Source organism: Ruania rhizosphaerae (assembly GCF_009805705.1).
GTDB classification, from domain to species: domain Bacteria; phylum Actinomycetota; class Actinomycetes; order Actinomycetales; family Beutenbergiaceae; genus Ruania; species Ruania rhizosphaerae.
Genome location: NZ_VSMB01000002.1, coordinates 65,317 through 87,796 on the forward strand (window position 1 = coordinate 65,317; position 22,480 = coordinate 87,796).

General features: G+C 69.6%; 22 protein-coding genes and 1 tRNA gene. 5 read left to right on the top strand and 18 right to left on the bottom strand.

What is annotated here, in order from left to right; all coding sequences use genetic code 11:
* Positions 1-54 precede the first annotated feature (54 nt).
* The 7 genes from FV560_RS03760 to FV560_RS03790 all read right to left on the bottom strand — a co-directional run bounded on the left by FV560_RS03760 (position 55) and on the right by FV560_RS03790 (position 5,295).
* A complete protein-coding gene (locus tag FV560_RS03760; RefSeq protein WP_159619539.1) occupies positions 55-870 on the bottom strand; it encodes a F0F1 ATP synthase subunit delta in 816 nt (271 codons plus the stop codon).
* On the bottom strand, positions 870-1,454 hold the full coding sequence (locus FV560_RS03765) for a F0F1 ATP synthase subunit B (protein WP_159619541.1): 585 nt from the start codon (positions 1,452-1,454) through the stop codon (positions 870-872). The genes FV560_RS03760 and FV560_RS03765 overlap by 1 nt, the downstream gene beginning before the upstream one ends.
* Before the next feature lie 32 nt (positions 1,455-1,486).
* Positions 1,487-1,693 (bottom strand): ATP synthase F0 subunit C, encoded by a 207-nt coding sequence (atpE, locus tag FV560_RS03770; protein ID WP_159619543.1) that lies wholly within the window; start codon positions 1,691-1,693, stop codon positions 1,487-1,489.
* 89 nt (positions 1,694-1,782) lie between these two features.
* Positions 1,783-2,667: a F0F1 ATP synthase subunit A gene (gene atpB / locus FV560_RS03775; RefSeq protein ID WP_159619545.1), complete on the bottom strand. Its 885-nt coding sequence runs from the start codon at positions 2,665-2,667 to the stop codon at positions 1,783-1,785.
* A 52-nt stretch (positions 2,668-2,719) separates the two neighbouring features.
* A complete protein-coding gene (locus FV560_RS03780) occupies positions 2,720-3,304 on the bottom strand; it encodes a Cg1360 family ATP-synthase-associated protein (protein WP_159619547.1) in 585 nt (194 codons plus the stop codon).
* Between the two features lie 24 nt (positions 3,305-3,328).
* Positions 3,329-4,450: a glycosyltransferase family 4 protein gene (locus FV560_RS03785; protein WP_159619549.1), complete on the bottom strand. Its 1,122-nt coding sequence runs from the start codon at positions 4,448-4,450 to the stop codon at positions 3,329-3,331.
* Positions 4,447-5,295: an L-threonylcarbamoyladenylate synthase gene (locus tag FV560_RS03790; protein WP_235019912.1), complete on the bottom strand. Its 849-nt coding sequence runs from the start codon at positions 5,293-5,295 to the stop codon at positions 4,447-4,449. The genes FV560_RS03785 and FV560_RS03790 overlap by 4 nt, the downstream gene beginning before the upstream one ends.
* Before the next feature lie 116 nt (positions 5,296-5,411).
* Between FV560_RS03790 and FV560_RS03795 the strand changes: the two genes are divergently transcribed.
* Entirely contained in the window at positions 5,412-5,819 is a 408-nt protein-coding gene (locus FV560_RS03795) for a VanZ family protein (protein ID WP_159619551.1), read from the top strand.
* Between the two features lie 19 nt (positions 5,820-5,838).
* Here the strand turns inward: FV560_RS03795 and prmC are convergent, their stop codons facing one another.
* The 9 genes from prmC to FV560_RS03840 form a co-directional block, all read right to left on the bottom strand.
* Positions 5,839-6,735 (bottom strand): peptide chain release factor N(5)-glutamine methyltransferase, encoded by an 897-nt coding sequence (gene prmC, locus FV560_RS03800; RefSeq protein WP_200837525.1) that lies wholly within the window; start codon positions 6,733-6,735, stop codon positions 5,839-5,841.
* Positions 6,732-7,817, bottom strand: coding sequence for a peptide chain release factor 1 (gene prfA, locus FV560_RS03805; RefSeq protein ID WP_159619553.1), 1,086 nt, complete (start codon positions 7,815-7,817; stop codon positions 6,732-6,734). Before prfA ends, prmC begins: the two co-directional genes overlap by 4 nt.
* An 82-nt stretch (positions 7,818-7,899) precedes the next feature.
* Positions 7,900-9,831, bottom strand: a complete 1,932-nt coding sequence (gene rho, locus FV560_RS03810; protein ID WP_420853347.1) for a transcription termination factor Rho — start codon at positions 9,829-9,831, stop codon at positions 7,900-7,902.
* Positions 9,832-10,135: 304 nt separating this feature from the next.
* Positions 10,136-11,053, bottom strand: coding sequence for a homoserine kinase (gene thrB / locus FV560_RS03815; protein WP_159619557.1), 918 nt, complete (start codon positions 11,051-11,053; stop codon positions 10,136-10,138).
* Position 11,054: 1 nt separating this feature from the next.
* Positions 11,055-12,116, bottom strand: coding sequence for a threonine synthase (gene thrC / locus FV560_RS03820; protein WP_159619559.1), 1,062 nt, complete (start codon positions 12,114-12,116; stop codon positions 11,055-11,057).
* A complete protein-coding gene (locus FV560_RS03825) occupies positions 12,116-13,423 on the bottom strand; it encodes a homoserine dehydrogenase (RefSeq protein ID WP_159619561.1) in 1,308 nt (435 codons plus the stop codon). The genes thrC and FV560_RS03825 overlap by 1 nt, the downstream gene beginning before the upstream one ends.
* Before the next feature lie 130 nt (positions 13,424-13,553).
* Complete coding sequence (gene lysA, locus FV560_RS03830; RefSeq protein WP_159619563.1) at positions 13,554-14,891, bottom strand: diaminopimelate decarboxylase; 1,338 nt, start codon at positions 14,889-14,891, stop codon at positions 13,554-13,556.
* Positions 14,888-15,559 (bottom strand): DALR anticodon-binding domain-containing protein, encoded by a 672-nt coding sequence (locus FV560_RS03835; RefSeq protein ID WP_159619565.1) that lies wholly within the window; start codon positions 15,557-15,559, stop codon positions 14,888-14,890. Before FV560_RS03835 ends, lysA begins: the two co-directional genes overlap by 4 nt.
* A 60-nt stretch (positions 15,560-15,619) precedes the next feature.
* A complete protein-coding gene (locus FV560_RS03840; protein WP_159619567.1) occupies positions 15,620-16,279 on the bottom strand; it encodes a hypothetical protein in 660 nt (219 codons plus the stop codon).
* Positions 16,280-16,454: 175 nt separating this feature from the next.
* On the opposite strand from FV560_RS03840, the gene FV560_RS03845 reads away from it, so the two are divergent.
* A tRNA-Arg gene (locus FV560_RS03845) sits at positions 16,455-16,527 on the top strand.
* A gap of 149 nt (positions 16,528-16,676) precedes the next feature.
* On the opposite strand, the gene FV560_RS20060 is transcribed toward FV560_RS03845, so the two are convergent.
* Positions 16,677-17,870, bottom strand: coding sequence for a hypothetical protein (locus FV560_RS20060; RefSeq protein WP_200837526.1), 1,194 nt, complete (start codon positions 17,868-17,870; stop codon positions 16,677-16,679).
* A gap of 122 nt (positions 17,871-17,992) precedes the next feature.
* Between FV560_RS20060 and FV560_RS03855 the strand changes: the two genes are divergently transcribed.
* Positions 17,993-18,907 (top strand): aldose 1-epimerase family protein, encoded by a 915-nt coding sequence (locus FV560_RS03855; protein WP_159619569.1) that lies wholly within the window; start codon positions 17,993-17,995, stop codon positions 18,905-18,907.
* A gap of 44 nt (positions 18,908-18,951) precedes the next feature.
* On the opposite strand, the gene FV560_RS03860 is transcribed toward FV560_RS03855, so the two are convergent.
* A complete protein-coding gene (locus tag FV560_RS03860) occupies positions 18,952-20,295 on the bottom strand; it encodes a M23 family metallopeptidase (RefSeq protein WP_159619571.1) in 1,344 nt (447 codons plus the stop codon).
* Between the two features lie 222 nt (positions 20,296-20,517).
* Between FV560_RS03860 and FV560_RS03865 the strand changes: the two genes are divergently transcribed.
* Positions 20,518-21,258, top strand: coding sequence for a response regulator transcription factor (locus FV560_RS03865; protein ID WP_159619573.1), 741 nt, complete (start codon positions 20,518-20,520; stop codon positions 21,256-21,258).
* A gap of 10 nt (positions 21,259-21,268) precedes the next feature.
* Positions 21,269-22,417: a sensor histidine kinase gene (locus FV560_RS03870; RefSeq protein WP_159619575.1), complete on the top strand. Its 1,149-nt coding sequence runs from the start codon at positions 21,269-21,271 to the stop codon at positions 22,415-22,417.
* Positions 22,418-22,480: the final 63 nt, after the last annotated feature.

The following is a 22,480-nucleotide window of genomic DNA, read 5'->3' on the forward strand; positions in this document are numbered from 1 at the left end:
TCCTTAGACCGCCGGGCGGTGGCGATCGGTTCGTTCTTCAGCGATGGGGGCGGGTCAGCCGACAAGTCGTCGGCGAGCCTCGTCGAGTCGGGTGAGCGTGGTCGCGTCCACGACCTCGTCGCCGATCTGGATCCGGACGCCGCCCACGACGTTCGGTTCCACGGCCACGTTCAGCTGGACGGCACGCCCGTAGGCGCGCTGGAGGATGCCACTCAGCTTCTCCCGCTGGGCGGCAGTGAGCGGGACGGCAGCGGTGACCGTGGCCACGAGCTGCTGTCGCCGAGCCGCGGCCGCTTCGTTGAGCCGGACCAGACCGGCCGTCAGCGTCGTGGAGCGGCGGTTGCCGAGCGCCCGCGAGAGCAGTGTGGCTGTCTGCGGCTCGACCTTGTCCTGCACGAGCGTCTCCAGCAGCTGGATCCGCTCGGCGACCGTACGGCTCTTGTCCGACAGTGCCAGCCGGAGGTCGCGGTTGCCGGCCAGCAGCCGGATCACGGAGAACAGCTGCGTCTCGACCTCGAGCAGCGTTCCAGCCGCCTCCGCACTCGCGAGGACAGCGTCGGTGCCGAGGGTCTCGGCGGCGTCGGCGATGTCGACATCCGCCGACCATCGCCCGCGTGCCAGACCGGCGAGCAGATCCACGACCTGCTCACTGACCTTGCCCCCGAAGACCGAGGTCATCACCGTGGCCTTGTCGGACCCCTCACGTGAAGGGTCCGTGAGCGCCCGGCGGAGACCGGCTGAGGCGTCCAGCACATCCACGACGGCGAACAGCTCACTGCCGTACTGGTCGGCGCCGGCACCGGCCGTACGCAGCACGGGCTCGAAACGCTCCCGTGCGGCGTCGGTCGTGGCCTGACTGTTCGCCCGCATCACGCCTCCGACTGCGACGATGCCGTCGAGCTCGCCGAGGACTGGGCGCCAGCACCCACGGGGCTGTCGACCGTACTGTCGAGCTCGGCCAGGAAACGGTCGATCACGCGGGACTGGCGAGCGTCGTCAGCGAGGGACTCACCGACGATGCGGGAGGCGAGCTCGGTGGCCAGCTCTCCCACCTCCGAACGCAGCGAGACGACCGCCGACTGACGCTCGGCCTCGATCTGACGCTGAGCACTCTCCGCGATGCGGGTCGCTTCCGCCTGGGCCTTGCGCTTGGCCTCGGCGACGATCTGTCCACCGTCGGCCGTGGCCTCCTCACGGATGCCGGCCGCTTCCTTCCGGGCCGCGACGAGCTCACGCTCGACCTCGGCCTTGGACTCGGCCGCCTCAGCCTTGGCCTGCTCGGCCAGCTGCAGTCCACCCTCGATCTTCGCCGCACGCTCGTCCAGGATCGCGTTCAGCTTCGGCAGCAGGTACCGGAAGAAGAAGAACGCGATGATGACCGTGACGACGAGCGACCAGATGATGTCGTAGCCGGCCGGCAGCAGCGGGTTCGGCGTCTCGCTTGCGGTAATCATGATGGCTCCCAACGCCAGGTGTCAGGGGTCGATCAGGAGAACATGAGCCCGGCGACGAGGCCGAGCAGACCGAGCACCTCGATGAGGGCTGCACCGATCATCATGTTGGTGAAGAGCCGTCCGGAGACTTCCGGCTGGCGGGCCGTGGCGGCCTGGGTCTGGCCGATCATGACACCGAGACCGATACCGGGGCCGATCGTGGCGAGACCGTAACCGATGGTTGCGAGGTTGCCTTCCACTGCATTTCCTTCCTGTGGCGCTCGGGTGAGCGTCGGGTGTGGGTGCTACGGGTGAGTACGTGGTCCGCGACCACGCCCACGAGTGAGGATCAGTGTTCCTCTTCGAGGGCGAAGTTGACGTAGATCGCGGACAGGAGGGTGAAGATGTAGGCCTGCAGCAAGGCGATGAACACCTCGAACAGGGTGATGAACAGCCCGCCGGCGAAGGCCAGCAGACCGGTGAGCTTGATGAGCCCGCCGCCCTCGAGCAGCAGGAAGTGGGTGGCCGCGAAGCACAGCACCAGCATCAGGTGCCCAGCCATCATGTTCGCCACGAGCCGGATCGTCAGCGTGGCGGGCCGGAGCACGAACACCTGCAGTGCCTCGATCGGAGTGATCAGCACGTAGGCGGGCCACGGGACCCCGGGCGGGAAGAGCTGGGCCTTGAGGTACTTCCCGAGACCGTGCTTACGCACACCCGCCGAGAGGTAGACGATGAACACCCACAGGGCCAGCACCAGCGGCAGCCCGATCCGGGACGTTCCGGCGATATTGAGGAAGGGCACGATCCCGGCGAGATTCATCGCCAGCACCGTGAAGAAGATCGTGGTCAGCATCGCCAGGTAGGGGCGAGCGCGCTCCTTGCCCAGGATCTGCTCGGCGATCTGGTCGCGCACGAAGCCGACTCCGAGCTCGACGATGCTCTGGCCGCGGCTGGGGATCAGGGAGGCGCGCCGGGTGGCCAGCCACAGCAGCAGGAGCAGGACCGCGACGACGACGAGACGGACCAGCATGATCCGGTCGAAGCCGAAGAAGGAGCCCAGCTCGGTGCTGCCGAAGATGGCGTCCGGAAAGAACTCTTCGATCCCGGGGGCGTGGAAGCCGCCATCGTCTTCGCCCTCGGCAAGAATTGGCACGGCGATCGCTGCGGTGGACAGGGTGAACTCCCCAGGAACATCGGGCTCGTATCCATGCCGAGCTGCTCCGGGCAGCATCGCAGGGACCGAACTCAGGTGGGCTGGAAGTGACTGAGGTCAGCCTACCTGATCATGCACGTGGATTGTGACGCTCCTGTGAAGGTTCGTCCGTCGCATCCGGGTGCGGATCGGCCGACTCTCCTGCCGGTGCATCCGCCCGGTCATCACCAGGACCCACATCGGCCTGCGAACCATCCTGCGAGGCCACCGCAGACTGCGGGGTGACATAGGGAACCTTCGATGACGCCACCGTGATCAACTCGACCAGCACGGCGGCGATCACGGCCACGAACAGCGTGCCGAGGAACACACCCCGGTGGTAGAAGTCCTGGTCCCGCAGCCAGAGCAGAGCCACGGCCAGCAGGGCCATCTTCACCAGCCAGCCGCCCAGGAGCACGATCTGCAGCAGCTCCGGGCCACGCCCGGCCACCAGGTAGAGGGCGAGCACCGTCGTCGCCGTGAACACGAGCGAGATCCCGGCAGCCAGCAGACCCGCCCACACTCCCGCCAGCCCGGCCACGAGCGCCCCCACCAGCACCGACACCGCCGCGATGCCTGCCGAGGCCAGCAGCAGCCGGCGCAGTACCGTACGGATCAGGGCCAGTACCGCGTCGGTGCGGATGTACCGGTCGTTGAGGAAGGCGGGCTCGGGCACGGGTGTGTCCTTCAGATCAGGTCCTCAGCTCGGACGTTGGCCGGCGGTGCGCTGCTTGAGGAACGATGGTGTGGGGATGGGCACCACGGTAAGCACGGTCGCCAGCACCGCACCAATCGCGGCACCCGTGAGCACCTGCGGAACCGGGAAGATCACCAGCGCCGCGGCGCTGAAAGAGACCACCGTGGTCCACAGGTACATGATCGCCACGGCCCGCCGATGGGAGTGGCCGCGGTCGAGCAGTTTGTGATGCAGGTGAGTCCGGTCGGCATGAAAGGGGGACTTCCCCTTCAGCAACCGGCGCAGGCTGGTGATGGCGACGTCCAGCAACGGCAGCAGCAGCACCGCCACCGGCAGGACGATCGGGACGAACGCGGGCAGCGCCTGCCGGGACTCCAGCACCGCGGGGTCGATCTGACCGGTGACCACGATCGCTGCCGCGGCGATCGTCATGCCCAGCGGCATCGCACCGGAGTCGCCCATGAAGATCCTCGCCGGATGGAAGTTGTGCGGCAGGAAGCCCAGGCATGCCCCCACGAGCGCTGCGACAACGACCGTGGCGAGATCGGAGTAATCGGTCGGGTTGTTGTTGCGGGTGAGCAGGTAGGTGTACACGAAGAACGCTGAGCCGCCGATGGCTATCACCCCGGCCGCCAGGCCGTCCAGCCCGTCCACCCAGTTGACGGCGTTGATCGCGATCACCACCACGAGCACCGTCGCGAACAGGATCAGCCGGTCCGAACCGATGGTCAGGCCGAAGATCGGCAGCGTGACCAACGCCACTCCTTGCCAGGCCAGCACACCGGCCACGAGGATCTGGCCGATCAGTTTGGTCACCCAGTCCAGGTCCCAGATGTCGTCGGCCACACCGAGCAGGCACAGGGCTGTGGCGCACACGAGGATCGCCCACGGCAGTGTGTCGTCGAAGACCACACCCAGGAACTCCGTGCGAGAGGCGAACAACAGCGCGCAGCCGAGTCCGGCCACCATCGCCACTCCCCCGAGCCGCGGCGTCGGAACCGTGTGCACGTCCCGCGCACGGACCGCCGTCACCGCTCCGACTCGCTGGGCCAGGCGACGTGCCAGCGGAGTGGTCAGGTAGGTGACGGCCGCCGCGACGGCCAGCACGAGCAGGTAGACCCTCACGGCTGGGTGGCACCACCGGTGGTGTCAGTGTCCTCGGTGCTGGGCTCGTCAGTGCTGGGCTCGTCGGTGCTGGGCTCGTCAGTGCTGGGCTCGTCAGCCTCGGGCTCGCCCGGTGCGCCGTGACTGTCCCTGTCGCCCTCGTCGCCGTCAGCCTCGTCAGGCTGGTCAGGCTCCTCGTCAACCTCGACCGGCTGGTTCTCCGGCAGCAACTCTGGTGCGATCGAACCGAGCTCCTCGGCGGTGAGCGCCCCCTCGCGCACGATGCGCAGCTGCGCCCCGGTCGCGTCCACGATGGTGGACGGCACCGGACCAGGGGTCGCTCCGCCGTCGAGGTACACCTTCACGGCCCGGCCCAGCTGCTCGGCAGCGTCGGCGCACGTGGTGGCCGAATCCTGCCCCGTCTTGTTCGCACTGGAGACAGCCAGCGGCCCCGTGCGCCGCAGCAGCGCCAGCGCCACCTCGTCGTCGGGCATCCGCAATGCGACCGTGCCGTGGGTCTCCCCCAGGTCCCAGTGCAGGCTGGGTTGTGCGGTGAGGATCACCGTCAGCGGCCCCGGCCAGAACTCGGCCACCAGATCCCGCACGGCCTGCGGGATCTCCGTGGCGAGCCCGTCCAGGGTTCGCACGTCGCCGATCAGCACCGGCGGCGGCATCTGCCGGCCGCGTCCCTTCGCGCGAAGCAGCGCGGAGACCGCCTTCGGTGTGAAGGCGTCGGCCGCGATCCCGTAGACCGTGTCGGTCGGGAGCACGACGAGCTGCCCGCTCGCCAACGTCTTGACGGCTTCGTCCAGGTGACCCGCTCGGGCCCCAGCATCGGAACAGTCCCTCAGAAGTACCTCGCTCACGAGGTCTGAGTCTGTCACGTCTCGGCGCCCACCGGTCCATCTGCCCGTGCTCCGGTCATCCCCCGGTCATCCGCCGACGGCGGAGCCCACCCTCCCAGACGTGGCAGGCTGAGCCCGTGCCCGACTCCGCCACCACCCCGCCAGGTGACTCCCGCAGCCCTGTGAGCGGCACTCCAGTGCGCACCTGGTTCGTGCGTCTCGCCTTCGCGGGGGCGATCCTGGTCCAGCTAGTGGTGCTGTACCTGCCGGCAACGCCCGATGGTGCGCCCAGCACTCCCGGGGCCGACAAGGCGGTCCATGTGCTCGTCTTCGCCGTGGTGATGCTGACCGGACGGCTGCTACCCCTGCCCGGGGTACCGCTCGCGGCTGTGCTGCTCGTGCACGCCGGTGTCAGCGAACTGGTCCAGCACCTGCTGCTCCCGAACCGGAGCGGGGACCTGGCCGACGTCGTGGCCGACATCGCCGGCATCGCGCTGGGCTGGTACATCGCCTCCATGATCACGCGGCACCGGCTCCGCCGCTGACCGCGCGAGTTCTGCGTGCCTACCGGCGTTGCGCCAGCACCATCCGGTCCCGGCCGGTGAGGTCGGCACCGGTGCTGATCTCCTCCAGTTCGCCCGTCTCGCGCGCGAGTTCACGCACGGCCGCGGCTTGGACCTCGGCGTGCTCCATCACGAACGTGCCACCAGGTCGCAGCAGGGTGAGGGCGCGCCGTAGCACCCCGCGTGGCACGTCGAGCCCATCGTGGCCGCCCCCGTACAGCGCCAGGTCCGGGTCGTGGTCACGCACCTCCGCGTCGACCGGCACAGCATCGGGCGGGATGTAGGGCGGATTCGACACGACCACGTCGACCGCACCATCCAGATCCGCCAACGTCTGCGGGGCGGTGGCGTCGGCGCGCAGCACACGCACCTCGAGGCCAAGTCGCCGGGCGTTCGCTGCGATCGCTGCGCTTGCTTCCTCGCCCAGCTCCACGGCGACGACCCGCGCCGACGGCACCTCGTGGGCCACGCTCAGCGCAATCGCACCGCTGCCGCTGCACAGGTCGACCACGAGGGGAGCACCCCCGGCCGCATGTGCGGCAGCGGCCTTGATCGCCACTCCCGCCACGATCTCGGTCTCCGGCCGGGGAACGAACACCCCCGGCCCCACCTGCAGTTCGAGATAGCGGAAGTGGGCAATCCCGGTGATGTGCTGCAACGGCACCCGTCGCCGCCGCCGATCGACGACCGCGGCGTACCGCACCCCGAAGTCCGCCGGCAACTCCGGAGGGAGGGCAAGGACGAGGCGGTCCACGTCGAGGACGAACTCGGCCAGCGCCAGCGCGTCCTGCTGAGGTGAGGCGACTCCAGCCTGGGTGAGCACCGCCGTCGCCCCGCTGATGAGCTGCCGCAAGGACGGCGAGGACGTCGGCTCAGGCCGGGGGGTGTGCTCGTTCACGCGTCTGCGGCGCCGGCGAGCCGCTCGGCCTCATCCATCTCGATCGCGGAGCCGACCACAGGGCCCAGATCACCGGCGAGCACCTGGTCCAGGTTGTAGGCCTTGTACCCCGTGCGGTGGTCGGCGATCCGGTTCTCGGGAAAGTTGTACGTACGGATCCGCTCGGACCGGTCCACGGTCCGGATCTGGGAGCGGCGCATCTCGGCGGCCTCGGCATCGGCGGCCTCCTGGCGGGCCGCCAGCAGCCGCGCTCTCAGCACCCGCATCGCCTGCTCACGGTTCTGCAACTGGGACTTCTCGTTCTGCATCGACACCACGATGCCCGTGGGCACGTGGGTGATGCGCACGGCCGAGTCAGTGGTGTTGACGCTCTGCCCTCCGGGACCGGACGAACGGAAGACGTCGATACGCAGGTCGTTCGGGTCGATCTCCACCTCGCCCGCGTCCTCCACCTCGGGGAACACCAGCACACCGGCAGCAGAAGTATGGATCCGCCCTTGCGATTCGGTCACCGGCACCCGTTGCACGCGATGCACGCCACCTTCGTACTTCAGGAAGGCCCACACTCCCTCGGCCGGGTCGGTCGACCTCGATTTGATCGCCATCGAGACGTCCTTGTAGCCGCCGAGGTCGGAGTGGGTCTCGTCGAGGATCTGCGTCGTCCACCCCTGGCGTTCGGCGAAACGCTGGTACATCCGCAGCAGATCGGCGGCGAACAGTGCGGATTCCTCACCGCCCTCACCCGCCTTCACCTGCAGGATGACATCGCGTCCGTCGTCGGGGTCACGTGGGACCAGCACCCGCCGCAGCACCTCGGCGGCCTCGGCGGCCGCTGTCTGCAACGGCTCGACCTCGTCGGCGAAAGTGGGATCGTCAGCGGCCAACTCGGCGGCTGCCCCGGCATCCTCGCTCGCACTGCGCCAGGCCCGGTAGGCCGCCACGACCCGGCCGAGCTCGGCATACCGGCGGCCGAGGGTACGAGCGCGCGCCTGATCGGCGTGCACCTGCAGATCGGCCAACGCAGCCTCGATCTCCGCGTACTCCGCCAGCAGCGGATCCACCGCGATGAACTCCTCGCTCATCTGTGCCCTTCCCTCGACGCCGGTTGCCTGGACGCGACGTGCCCGGCTCCGCCCTCGTCGGTCGGAGCCGGGCACTCACGCGCTAGTCGGAACCGTGCGCGGGCGTGGTCTTGTTCACGGTGAGGAGGAACTCCGCGTTGGAGGAGGTGCTGCGCATCTTGGAGTGCACCAGCTCGATCGCCTGCTGCTGGTCCAGCGATCCCAGCAGACGCCGCAGCTTCCACACGATGGCGAGCTCTTCGGAGGAGACGAGCAGCTCCTCGCGGCGGGTGCCGGAGACGTTGACGTCGACCGCCGGGAAGATGCGCTTGTCCGCCAGGTGGCGGGACAGGCGCAGCTCCATGTTGCCGGTGCCCTTGAACTCCTCGAAAATCACCTCGTCCATCTTCGACCCGGTCTCGACCAGGGCCGAGGCGAGGATCGTCAACGACCCGCCGTGCTCGATGTTGCGTGCCGCACCGAAGAACTTCTTCGGCGGGTACAGCGCGGAGGCATCCACACCGCCGGACAGGATCCTTCCCGAGGCCGGCGCCGCGAGGTTGTAGGCGCGCGAGAGGCGGGTGAGGGAGTCCAGCAGCACCACCACGTCCTGCCCGAGCTCGACCAATCGCTTGGCGCGTTCGATCGCCAGCTCCGCCACGATGGTGTGGTCGGAAGCCGGCCGGTCGAAGGTGGAGGAGATCACCTCACCGGAGACCGTGCGCTCCATGTCCGTGACCTCTTCCGGCCGTTCGTCCACGAGCACCACCATCAGGTGCACCTCGGGGTTGTTGGCCGTGATCGCGTTGGCGATCTGCTGCATCACGATCGTCTTGCCCGCCTTGGGCGGGGCCACGATCAGACCGCGCTGTCCCTTCCCGATCGGGGCCACGAGGTCCACGATCCGGGGGGTGAGGTCCTTGCCGCCGTTCTCCAGGCGAAGCCGGTCCTGCGGGTACAGCGGGGTCAGCTTGGAGAACTCGGGGCGTGGACCGGCCTCGTCGACGGGCACGCCGTTGACCTGATCGAGGCGCACCAGCGCGTTGTACTTCTGCCGCTGGTTGTTCTCGCCCTCCCGTGGCTGGCGGACGGCGCCGAGGATCGCATCGCCGCGGCGCAGACCGTATTTCTTGACCTGTCCGAGAGAGACGTAGACGTCGTTCGGACCAGGCAGGTAACCGCTCGTGCGCACGAAGGCATAGTTGTCGAGGATGTCGAGGATCCCACCGACCGGGAGCAGCACGTCCTCTTCGGTGATCTCGATCTCCTCCTCGACCGGCTCCGGGCCGCGCCCACGGCGCTTGCGGTCACGGTAGCGGTCACGGCCCCGCCGACGGCGCCCGGACCGTTCGTCTTCGGAGTCGCCTCGCTGCGGGCTCGAGTCACGGCCGGAGTGCTGCTTCTGCCCGCCGGATTCCTCCTCCTGCTGCTCGTCCGGTCGGCGCCCCTCGGGGAGGCGGATGTCCTCCAACGACGGCTTGCGCGCAGCCTCGCCATCCTCCTGCTTGCCGGAGCCGGGCAGATCGAGCTGCGGCTGACGCCCGGTGGAGCGTGCACGGCGGTTGCGGCGCGGCCCACCGTCCTGGTCCGGGCCGTTTCCGCCTCCATCACGGGTACCGCGAGACTCCGCGGGTGCCCCCTGGCGCTGCCGACTCTGACCGTGCTGGCCGCGCGCCTGCTGGTCCTTCTGTGGCTGGTCCTGCTCGCCCTGGTCCTGCTGGGCTGGCTTCGTCCTGGCCCGCTGGCTCCGGTCCTGGTTCCGGGTGCGACCATCGGCGCCGCCAGCAGGCTCAGTCGTGTCAGCCCGCTCAGGGGTCACATGGGTCGAGGCGGGCTTGTCCACCTTCGCGGGCTTGTCGGCCTTCGCGGGCTTGTCGGCCTTCGCGGGCTTGTCCTGCTTCTCAGCCGCGGCCGGCGGGGCGGCCGGCGCCGAGCGCTCACCGTTGCTCGTGGCCCGGCCGGAGCCGCCACGCGCCTCACGGATCGCCGCAACGAGGTCACTCTTGCGCATCCGGCCGGTGCCCTTGAGGCCCATCTCAGAGGCGATCGCCTGAAGCTCGGCAAGGCGAAGTGAGGACAGGGCCCCGCTGCGACCGGTAGCGGACGTGGAGGTGGATTCTGGCACGAGGTTCCTTCTCTCGACACGCACCCGATCAGCTATGTCCGGTGCGGCAGATGTCATCGGCCACGACGGGCCGGAGTGGATGGGGCCACGCCCGCGGCATCGCCGCACGTGGACGGGCACGACCACCGGAGCCTGAGCCCCACGATGGTATGCCCGATAAGCCTAGCACCGAGGGACGACGAACGGGACAGGGCCAGAGGACCGGTGAGGACTCCTAGCGTGAGTTCTCGATGCCCGTGTCGGCGGTGAGCGGCCGGACGCCGTCGGTGTCGATCGCCGGACGGCGCACGCTCCACTCCGGCCCGAGGCCGGCCACGGTGTCACCGTCCAGGGCGGACAGCACGAGCACGGTCGGTCCCGCTCCCGAGATGACTGCTGGGTGTCCCTCCGAGCGCAGCCGACGCACCAGAGCGATGCTCGCCATCATGGCATCGGCCCGTTGCGCCTGGTGCAGCCGGTCCGCGGTGGCGGGCAGGAGTAGGTCCGGGCGCGAGGTCAGCGCCAGGGTGAGCAGACCGGCACGACCGGCATTGAACGCCGCATCGGCATGGGAGACCGTGGCCGGGAGCGCGGCACGCGCCCGGCTCGTCGGCAGTCGCTCAGTGGGAACCAGCACCGTGAGCTCGATCCGCGGATCGACCTCGATTCGCGCGGCGTGAGCCTGACGTCCGTCCATCCACGCCACGGTCGCACCACCCAGGAGTGCCGGGGCGGCATTGTCGGGATGCCCTTCGAACTCGGTCGCGAGCTGCAGCAGCACGTCATCGGCCAGCGCCTCCGGTTCACTGATGAGCCCACGAGCCGCGACCAACCCCGCGATCACGGCAGCAGCACTGGAACCGAGACCGCGGCCATGCGGGATGGCGTTCTCACAGTCGAGGGAGAAGCCGGCCTGCGGAGCGCCAACATGGTCCAATCCCCCGCGCAGCGCACGCACGACCAGGTGATCGTCGCCGTCGGGCACCTCCCCCGCGCCTTCTCCGAAAACCCGCACCTCGGTACGTCCGGTGGTGGCGCGCACACGCACCCGGTCATGGATCGTGTGGGCCAGACCGAAGGAGTCGAAACCTGGCCCCAGGTTGGCACTGGTGGCGGGCACCTGCACCCGCACCTCGTCGTGAACCAGCCGCATGTCAGCCCAGGCCGAGGGCTCGCGCCGCGTCTGCGACGTCTGTCCCGATCACCTGCGGATCCACCGGGCGTTCGCCGAGCGCGGTGGCCGTGTCCTTGAGCCCGTTGCCCGTCACCGTGCACACGACGGTGGCGCCCTCGGGCACATCCCCCGCCTCAGCGCGAGCGAGCAGCCCGGCCACACTGGCCGCGGAAGCCGGCTCGACGAAGACCCCCACCTCGGAGGCGATCAGCGCTTGAGCATCGAGGATCTGCACGTCGCTGACGGCGTCGATCCGGCCGCCCGAGTCGTCCCGAGCCGCCACGGCGAGCTGCCACGAGGCAGGATTGCCGATCCGGATGGCGGTGGCGACCGTCTCCGGGAACTCCACCGGCTCTCCCTTGACCAGGGGTGCCGCGCCGTCGGCCTGGACACCCCACATCTGCGGAGTGCGGGAGGCGAGTCCATCGGCAGCGTACTCGCGGTAGCCCATCCAGTAGGCGGAGATGTTGCCGGCGTTGCCCACCGGCAGCACGTGGATGGCAGGCGCCTCACCGAGTGCGTCCACCACCTCGAATGCAGCGGTCTTCTGCCCCTGCAGCCGGTAGGGGTTCACCGAGTTCACCAGGGCCACCGGATAGGCCTCGGCCAACTCGCGCACGATCCGCAGGCAATCGTCGAAGTTGCCGTCCACGGCCAGCAGGGTGGCACCGTGCACGATCGCCTGGGCGATCTTTCCGGCGGCGATCTTCCCGTGCGGCAGCACCACGGCGCATCCGAGCCCGGCCCGGACGGCGTAGGCCGCAGCGGAGGCCGAGGTGTTCCCGGTCGAGGCGCACACGACCACCTCGGTACCCGTTCCGGCCACCTTGCTCATGGCCATCGTCATGCCACGGTCCTTGAAGGAGCCGGTGGGGTTGGCGCCCTCCACCTTGAGATACACCTGCGCGCCGGTCGCGGCCGAGAGCGAGGGGGCCGGCACCAGCGGGGTGCCGCCCTCTCCCAGCGTCACGACGGGGTCACCGTCCTCGATCGGGAGTCGGTCGGCGTACTCGGCGATCACGCCGCGCCACGGCTTGGCCATCAGGTTCCTTCCACACGCAGGATCGAGGTGATCCGTTCGACCACCTCAAGGGTATCGAGATCGGCCACCGTGGCCGCCAGGGCCGATTCGCTGGCCGAGTGGGTCACGATGACCAGCGCCGCACCCTCGTCCGGGTCGCGCATCCCCTGACGGACAGTCTCGATGGAGACGCCGTGCGCGGCGACCACTGCGGCGATCTCGGCGAGTACGCCGGGTACGTCGAGCACGTCCAAGCGCATCTGGTAGCGGGTGTGCACCGCCTGGGCGGGCATCGGCGGCAGCGCCGCGTGCGCGGACTCCGAGGGTGCCTTGCCTCCGTTCACGCGGTGCCTGGCCGCGGCGACGACGTCCCCCAGCACCGCGCTGGAGGTCGCCTCTCCCCCGGCTCCGGCACCGTAGAACATCAACGTTCCCGCCGCCTCGGCCTCGACGAAGACGGCATTGAACGGACCCCGCACACTCGCCAGCGGATGCTCGACCGGCACCAGGGCCGGGTGCACGCGCACCGCCAGGCCACCGACGCCGTCGTAGGTGCCCTGCTCGGCGATAGCGAGCAGCTTGATCACATGCCCGGTCTGCGCGGCTGAGGCGATGTCCTCGGGGCTGATCGAGGTGATGCCCTGCACGGGGACGTCGTCGAGGGAGGTGCGCGAGTGAAACGCGAGCGAAGCAAGGATGGCCGCCTTCGCGGCGGCGTCCAGGCCCTCGACGTCGGCCGTCGGGTCGGCCTCGGCGTAGCCCAGCTCCTGAGCCTGGGCGAGCGCCTTCTCGAAGTCGAGACCACCGGAGGTCATCTCGTCGAGGATGTAGTTGGTGGTGCCGTTGACGATGCCGAGCACGCGGGTGATCTTGTCCCCGGCGAGAGATTCGCGCACACCACGCACCACGGGAACCGCGCCGGCGACCGCGGCCTCGTAGAACAGGTCGACCCGGGCAGCGTCCGCCGCCTCGTAGAGCTCCGGGCCGTGCTGGGCGAGGAGAGCCTTGTTGGCCGTGATGACACTGGCACCGGCAGCCAAGGCGCCGGTCACCAGAGCGCGGGCCGGTTCGATCCCGCCCATCAGCTCGATCACGATGTCGGCGCTGGTGGCCAACCCGTGCAGATCCTCGGTGAGCAGCTCGGTCGGCACGACGGGATCACGCGGCGTGGCCGTGGACCGGACCCCGATCCCGACGAGTTCGAGGCCAGTACCGGTCCGTGCATGCAGCTCGGACGCGTTCGTCAGGAGGCGGCGGACCACCTCGGTCCCGACCACTCCGCATCCGAGCACGGCCACCCGGAGGGTGGCGGGGGCGCCGTCGTTCATGGTCTCCTTCGTGACATCTTCCGGTGGAGCGCAGGTTCGTCGGACCTCCGCCCGCTCGCAGGCATCTCAACAATAGAGGTCTTGGTGCCTGTGCCTGTGCGGCGTCCCACGTCCCGGGCGCTCTCGATGCTCAGCCGAGGTCGAGCGCGAGCAGATCAGCCACGGTCTCCCGCCGCATGATCTCCCGGGGCGCACCGTCCCCGAGTGCCACCACGGGCGGTCTCGGCACGAGGTTGTACTGGGAGGCCATGGAGCGTCCGTAGGCCCCGGTCGCGGGTACGGCGAGCAGATCACCGGCGGCGACGTCCCTCGGCAGGCTGACGTCCCGGACGACGATGTCCCCGCTCTCGCAATGCTTGCCGACCACCCGGGCAGGGACCAGATCGGCTGTGGAGGCGCGACCGGCGAGCTCGGCGTGATAGTCCGCGCCGTACAGGGCAGGGCGGATGTTGTCGCTCATTCCCCCGTCCACGGAGACGTACAAGCGGGAGCGGCCGTCGTCGAGCTCGACCGGCTTGACCGTGCCGACACGGTAGAGGGTGACCATGCTCGGGCCCACGATCGCCCGCCCGGGTTCGAAGGAGTAGTCCGGTTGCGCAGTTCCGAGCCGCTCGCACTCGCGCCGGCACGCCTGAGCTAGGGACGCGGCGAGCGCTTCGATATCGACCGCCTGCTCCTGCGGGGTGTACGCGATGCCATAGCCACCCCCGAGGTCGAGCTCGGCGGCAAGGTGACCGGTGCGCTCGGCGAGAGTGGCACGCAGGCCGAGCAGGGCAGCGGCCGCGGCCGCGAACCCGTCGGGGTCGAGGATCTGGGATCCGATGTGGGAGTGGAGGCCGAGAAGCTCCAGGTGCTCGTTGGCCACGATCTGCTCCAGTGCCTCCAGTGCTGCCCCGCTCGCGAGGGAGAGTCCGAACTTCTGGTCCTCGTGCGCGGTGGCGATGAAGTCGTGCCCGCCGGCGTGGACCCCGGTGGTCACGCGAACCATGACAGGGGCGCGCTGGCCACGTGCCGCGGCGCGTGCGGCCACCAGGTCGATCTCCGGCAGGGAGTCGATGACGAGGCGGCCGATCCCGTTCTCGAGCGCGAGATCGATCTCCTCGACGGACTTGTTGTTCCCGTGCAGACCGATCTCCGCACCGTCGATACCGGCCGCGAGCGCCGTGGCGAGCTCCCCCGCCGACGCCGTGTCGATCCGCAGGCCTTCCTCGCGCACCCAGCGGGCAACGGCGCGGCTCAGGAAGGCTTTGCCGGCGTAGTAGACCGACACCTGCGCCGGGGCGAAGGCCTCCTCGAAGGCCCGCCGGTAGCGTGCGGCCCGGGAACGCAGGCCGGGCACGTCGAGCAGGTAGGCAGGCGTACCGAAGGTCGCGGCGAGCTCGGTCACCGGGATCTCGTTCACGTGCAGGACGCCGTCGTGGACGTCGGTGTTCTCCGGCCACAGGTGAGGGCTGGTCGGATGAGTCACAGGTGCTCCGGGGCGTCGAGGCCGATGGCAGTCAGCTCGGCGGCGAGCGCGAGCGCGACCGCGTCGTTGATGGCCAGGCGGGTGCGGTGGGTCGAGGTTATCTCCTCCCGGCCGCGCGGAGCGGTCCGGGTGGCCGCGAACCAGGTCTGGAAGGCGGACGAAAGTCCGCGGGCGTGCGCCTGGATCGTCTTGTCCCGTCCACTGCGTAGGACGGCCGGAGTTCCGGCGAGGGTGGTCAGGAGCCTCCGGTCGGCGGCGGTCGCCTCGTCGAGGCTGCCCTCCGCCGTGTCGGGTCGCACGCCGTGCTGACGGGCCGAGCGCGAGACCGAGCGTGCCCGGGCATGAGCGAAGCGCACCGGATGCAACCGCTGCGCCTGCTCCGGTCCGGCGGCGCGCGGGGTGCCATCGACGGGGGCTGGCAGGCCTCCGAGCAGAAGCTCCGGCACGATACGGACCAGACTCTCCATCGTCAGCCCGATACTGACAGTGGGGCCACGCGCATCGCACTCGCGCACATCGGGATGACGGCGCAGGGCAGCGGCGAGCTGCTCGGCACTCGCTGCGGGGTCCCCTGGCAGCGTGCGGGCAACGTCGGTGTGCCAGTCGGCACTGCCCCGGGTGGCTGCTCGCAGGGGGACTTTCGCGCCGCGCAGGTCCAGCGCGGCCACGATGGTCCGCGCGAGGTCCTCGGGCCAGACGATGTGAGCGGGCGTGTTCAGTTCAGCACCTCAGAACGGCAGCGAACTATAGAAGTCCTCCACCGGACCCTCAGGTCCCGTGGCCTGGAAGACGATCGCAGCCTCGTCGTACCAGAAGATGTCGTAGTCCTCGGCCCCCGCATAGTCGATCCGGGTACCGGAACCGTCCTCCCAGACCGAGCCCTCGTTGTCGGGATCACCCCGGTCGGACCGTACGCCGGCCAGGTAGTCGGCCGCCGCATCCTCGCCATCGAAGGAGAGTGCGGTCAGCGTCACGGTGCCCGCCTCGGAGGTGAAGGTGCCGGAGTACGCCTCCTGCGCCTGATCGCTGAGCTCGCCGGCATCGATCCAGCCGTCCTCGAGCAGCCAGGCGGTCCCGTCGGTCGTCACGACCACGTCGGCCTCGGCAGTCAGCAGCTCCAGCAGCTCTCCGCTATCGCTCGTCTCCGCGGTCGACGGGGTCGGGGTGGGCTCTGCGGTCTCCGGCGAGGTCGTGGCGGTCGTGGTCGCGGGGATCGGCTCGTCGTCGGCATCGATGAGCAGGATCGCTCCGACGATCAGGCCGGCGAGCACCACCACACCCCCGACGACGGCGAGGATCACCCCGAGCGCACCACGTCCCCCGCGCGGGGGCGAACCTGGCGGGGGCGGCGCGTCCGACGGCTGTCGGATGCTGGGATCGGTGGTCACGACGGATCCTCTCGGTGGGGTATCCACCATTGTTTCATCACAGGAAGCGATACGTGCCGGGTACCGTGAGCGTGCGGTAGGCAAGGCCGCGCGACGGCCGAGCCGATTTCTTTCCTGCACCGGTGCCCTGGTAGTCTCCACTGCGGTGTCAGCCCCTGGTCTTCAGTGGGCGTCCGCCCCTGTAGCTCAGTGGATAGAGCGTCTGCCTCCGGAGCAGAAGGTCGTGGGTTCGAATCCCGCCGGGGGCACCGAGGCGCTTGCGCCGTTGTGCTCCCGAGGGATTCGCCGAGGAGCGTAGCGACGGCTCCCGCCGGGAGCAGGTGATCTGGCCACGTGATCTGGCGCGACGCTGCGCCGGACCCGACCCGTCGAGTCAGTCCCACTCAGCCCCGGCTGCTCAGGGAGTCCCGAGCAGGCCGCCCAGCAGGTCGTCGACGATTCCCACCAAATCGCCCACCAGGCCGCCGGACTCCTCTTCGTCGTCGGGCTCCGGCTCAGGTTCGGGCTCCGGCTCGGGTTCGGGCTCCGGGTCCGGGCTGGGGGCAGGCGTCGTGGGTGCTGGCGTCGTGGGTGCAGGGGTCGGGCTAGGAGCGGGGGTCGGGCTCGGTTGCGTCGGTTCCGGCTCGGACGGCGCAGGCTGCGAGGGAGAGGGCTGCGACGGCTGGCTGGGAGCCGGTTGTGAAGGTGATGGCTCACTGGGCGGCGTCGTCCCACCCGCCGACGGCGAGGACGAGGGTTCGGAGTTGCCGCCCGTCGTCGTGGTCCCAGATCCGGTGCTGCCCGTCGCCGACGGATCGGTGGAGCCCGGAGTAGTGGTGGGAGGGTCGCCCTCCGGAGCATCCTGCGAGTCGGTCGGGTCCTCGCTGGGTTCCTTCGTGGGCTCGGTGGTGGAGTCATCGGACTCGTTCAGTCCGCCGGCTTCGTGTGCGAGGCCGCTGCCACCCTCGCCGGCCTGATCGACCGGACCGTCGCTCCCGGCGCCGATCTGCTGACCGGCCTGCTGCGCCGGAGCCTCGAGCGGACTCAAAGCCGACGGCAGCACGAGGACCAGGAGTCCTAGGAGTAGGAAGGCCACCCCGACCGGAATCCGCCACGGCACCCTGCGCCGTCGCTCCTCGGGCTCGTCGCCGCCTTCGGCGAACACCACCGCACCCGGAGCGAGGAACATGGTGGAGGCCAGTGGAGTGAGGAATGCGTCCGCCTGAGATGCGGCCGCGGCCACCGCACTTGTCTGTGCCCGGCAGCCGCTGCACGTCCGGCCGTGCCGTGAGGTCGGCAACTCGTGGGCGCTGACTGCCGCGGCGACCAGCCTCTTGCGGTACCGGTCGCACACCACGTTGTCGGCGGCGTCGATGGCGGGGGCGATGTAAGCGCGCCGGAACTGACGGTCCGCATGGACCGCACGGGCGGCCACGGTGGTGACATCCAGATCGAGCTCTGCCGCGACATCCTCGAGCGACTGACCGTCCTGGCACATCCGCGCAATGAGTTGATGGGACTGCCGGCCCAGACCCGTCAGGGCGTCCTCGATGCGCTCTGCAGTCTCGCCGGACTGCGGCGTGGCGCCCTCGAGCGGCGTGGTCGTGCGCATCGTTCCCCCGATGGTCAGCCGTTGATCGTGCGTCCAGTATGCCTGGTGTCGGCACCTCTGCGCGAGGACCCGTCATCTGGTCCTCCTGCCACACGCCGGAGTGAGCGCAGTAGGGTGAGGCCGTGCAACCCACTTCACCCACCGGACAGCAGCTTCAGATCGCCAGCGGCGAGGCGGTCGCGACCGTGACCGAGGTCGGCGCCCACCTGCGCGAGTTCCGAGTCGGAGGACGCGACGTCGTCGTCCCGTTCTCGGCAGAAGAACTGCCTCCTGCCTCCCACGGAGCGGTGCTGGCGCCCTGGCCGAACAGGCTCCGGGACGGCCGGTACACGTGGGACGGGATCGAGTACCAGGTACCGATCACCGAGCCGGCGCGGGGCACGGCCCTGCATGGACTGGCCAGCTGGCAGCGTTGGACCGTGGACGAGCACACAGCCGACGTCGTCGTGCTGAAGCTCGACCTCCCTCCGACGCCCGGATACCCCTTCCCGCTGACCGTCGCGGTCCGCTACGCACTCGGAGCCGATGGTCTGCGCATCACCACCACGGCAACGAACACCGGAAGTGCCGACGCCCCCTACGGCGTGGGCTTCCATCCGTGGCTCTCTCCCGGGCCCGGATCGCTCGACGACGCCGAGCTGCAGCTCGATGCCACCCAGTGGGTACCGACCGACGACCGCCTCCTCCCGACCGGGGTGGCGGACCTGCCGGCCGAGCTGGACTTCCGTCAGCCGCGCCGGCTGGCGCGGACTGAGCTCGACGATGCGTTCGTCGGTGCCACCTACGATGCCGACGGCCTGTCATGGCTACGTCTGCGCGGTTCAGACGGTCGCACCGCAGCGGTGTGGATGGACCGGTCGATGGGCTGCTGGCAGATGTGCACTGGGGACCACGTCGCCGCAGTCTCCGCCCAGCGCACGGGGCTCGCAGCCGAGCCGATGAGCTGCGTCGCCGACGCCTTCCGCACCGGTGCCGACCTCGTGCGACTCGCTCCGGGTTCCAGCCACAGCGTCACCTGGGGCATCACGCTGCTGTAGCTGCCGGCACCTCACGGAGCGGACGAACAATCAGGCGTGCGCCGTCAGTTCTCCGTGCACTGCAGGGTCTCGGATGTCAGGGGCACCGCGTGCTCGGCGAGCCAAGCCTCCGGGTCGACCGTGGTGAGTGACTCGTCCAGGTGCACTTCGAGGTGCAGGTGCGGTCCGGTCGAGTTGCCGTACGACCCGACCGCGCCGATGGTCTCGCCGACGGAGACCTGCTGGCCGGCCTGGACATAGACCCCGTTGGGGTACATGTGCACGTACCAGGTCCAGAACTTCTCCCCGTCGACCTCGTGTTCGATGATCACCAACATGCTCGACCGGCCGTCGCGCCCGACCCCGGCGTAGGTGACCGTGCCATCGGCCACAGCGTGGATCGGTGTTCCCGCAGCCGCTGACATGTCCAGACCGGTGTGCTGACCGTAGGACCCCCAGATCGGGTGAACCCGGTTGCCATAGCGTGAAGTGAGCTGGTAGTTGCCTTCGACCAGCGGTTGCACGATGGGTGGTGCGGTCGCTTCAACCTCGGAGGCGAGCACACCGTTGGCCTGCACCGGAGTCGTGACACACGAACTGGGGATCCGCTCTGCCCCACTCCGGCTCGCCGAGACGAGTGAGCGCAGCGAAGCCAGCGGATCTGCGGCCAGTGCCGTGGAGGCGTCGGAGAAGACCGGGGTGCCACCGGAGGTGAGGACGTCGTACGCGCTGTTCGCGGCCACCGGGTTGCCCGTCGCCAGGTCCGTGGAGGTTGCGGGTGTGGCCGCACCGCTCAGGGGCACCACCGTGGTCAACGCGCCGAGCGCGCCGAGGACGGCCAGGCGCGGCAGCCATCGGTACGTCGTCCCGCTGCGCTGCGAAGCAGCGCGGCGGCGCTCAGCACGGCGCTGTTCACGGTTGCTCGCGCCATGACCACGGACCACATCGCCGAAAGCCGGAGCGGAGGTGGGCGTAGATGGCTTCTCCGCTGCAGCAGCACCTGGGGCAGGCACATCCATCGCGACGCGCTCGTCTGCGACGCTGCCGGGCACAGCGGCCACCGGGTCACGGTCCTGGACCTGGTCGTGGTCCTCGTGCGCCAGCGCGACCAGCGCGGCGGGGACAGGCTCCGCGCCGGACTCCGCCTGCTGATCCGAAATCGGCTGAGCGCCGGTGCCCTGCACCTGCGTGCGATCGACTCGATCGTCACCCTCTGTCACCACGTCCTCGGCAGCCTCAGCGCGCTCGGCGGCCTCAGCACGCTCCCGCGCCCGGATCTCCCGGCGGGTCAGCGGCCGCTCCCGTCGTGACCCGGCAGCGGCGAAGCCGCTCTGCTCACGCTGCGCGGCGAGGCGCAACTGTCGCCGGGTCGGGAGCGCGTCAGCGGAAGACACACGCTGAGAACTCACACGGCCTCCGGACGGGGGTCGGACAGGGGGTGGACAGTGGTTCGGGCGCACACGGCACCCACGCTCATGCTTAGGGGAAGGCTGCCAGTCTACGTCGCGCCCACCTGTGGTGAACAGCAAGCAAACCAGATCACGAAAGCATAACGGAGAGCGCCGTCAGGAGTCCACATCCGCGCCGCGTGTGCGAGTCGTCTCACACGAGACCTGTGCGAGAGTTTCACCATGACTGCCGCAGCCGCAGGGACTCTCGCGACCGCCGTGCTCATCGTCGAGGACGAGCCGGAGATCGCGAACCAGATCGCCCGCCGTCTCGAGGCCGAGGGATGGCGCCCGCACATCGCGGGAACCGGACCCGACGGCGTCCGGGCCGCCGAGCAACTCGGACCCGATCTCATCGTGCTGGACGTCATGCTTCCCGGTATCGACGGCCTGGAGGTCTGCCGCCGGATCCAGGCCAGTCACTCCGGCGCCGGCACCACCGCTCCCCCGATCCTCATGCTGACCGCACGCGACGATGAGACCGACATGATCATCGGACTGGGCGTGGGGGCCGACGACTACCTGACCAAGCCGTTCTCGATGCGCGAGCTGCTCGCCCGGCTGAAGGTCCTCCTCCGACGGGTCGATCGCGCGCGGCAGGTACCGGCCAGCGGAGAACACAGAGTGGCCGACGCTCCCCTCACACTCGGCGACCTGGTGATCGACCGGGCAGCACGACGAGTCACCCGGAACGGGAACGAAGCTCATCTGACCCCCACCGAGTTCGACCTGCTCGCTTGCCTCGCCCAGAGCCCGCGCACGGTGCTCTCCCGCGAACGACTGCTCGCCGAAGTCTGGGACTGGGTGGACGCCTCGGGTACGCGCACCGTCGACTCGCACGTGAAGGCGCTACGCCGCAAGCTCGGTTCGGACCTGATCCGGACGGTGCACGGGGTGGGGTACGCGCTCGAACCGACCACATGAGCCCGGCCACATGAGTCGGGCAGGGCGACTGCGGCACGCACGCGGCGCCGTCGGCTGGCGCGACCGCCTGGACGGCATCTACGGGGATCTGCGCCCACTCGACCCGGTGCGCTCGATCAAGATGAAGCTCATCGTGATCATCGGCGCCACCGTGGCACTGTTCACGGTGGTGACCTGGATCGGGGACCGCTTCGAGTTCGGGGTGCTGCGCACGTTTCCGGTGGCCCTGGTGTGCTCGCTGGTACTCACCCAGATTCTCGCCCGCGGGATGACCCGGCCGCTACGGGAGATGACCAGCGCGGCCGGCGCCATGGCCCGCGGGGACTACAGCCAGCGCGTGCACACCGACAGCCAGGACGAGGTCGGACAGCTCGCCGCCGCGTTCAACTCCATGGCCCAGGATCTGGACACCCTCGATGCGCAACGGCGGGAGATGGTGGCCAATGTCTCGCACGAGTTGCGCACCCCTGTGGCCGCGCTGCGCGCACAACTGGAGAATCTTGCCGACGGCGTGGTGGCGCCCGAGCCCGAGGCCCTCGAGTCGGCGCTGACTCAGGTCGAGCGGCTCTCCCGGCTGATCACCTACCTGCTCGACCTCTCCCGGCTGGAGGCCGGCGCCGCGGATCTCGACCTGAGCGATCTCGAGGTGCAGCCGTTCCTCGAGGACGCCGCCGCCCAGGCCCGCCCGGCCGCTGAGACCGGTCTGCACTGGCACGTCAGCGTCGAACCGGCGAACCTCCGGCTGCGCGCGGATGCCGAACGACTACGGCAGGTGATCTTCAATCTGCTGCAGAACGCCTCACGGCACTCTCCGCCGGGCGGAACCATCTGGCTGTCCGCACGCGCGGACAAGGCGAGGGCCGTCGTCGTGATCGAGGTGCTGGACGAAGGGCAAGGGATACCGGTCGCGGACCGGCAGAAAGTGTTCGAACGGTTCGAACGCGGCAACGCGCCAGCGCAGCGTGGCGGCCAGAGCACCGGCGGTACGGGACTGGGACTGGCCATCGCGCGCTGGGCGGTGACCCTGCACGGCGGGACGATCGCCGTCGTCGACCCGCCCCGCGGTTCGGGAGCGATGATCCGGGTGACGCTGCCAGCAGCAGGACCTTCCCGGCCGACCACCGGTCCCGGACCTGGTCATCGCCCAGGGAGCCCGTGACCGACTGTTGACGAACGGTTGGCACCACTGCCCGGATCGATGTCAGTATCCGGGACTGATCGT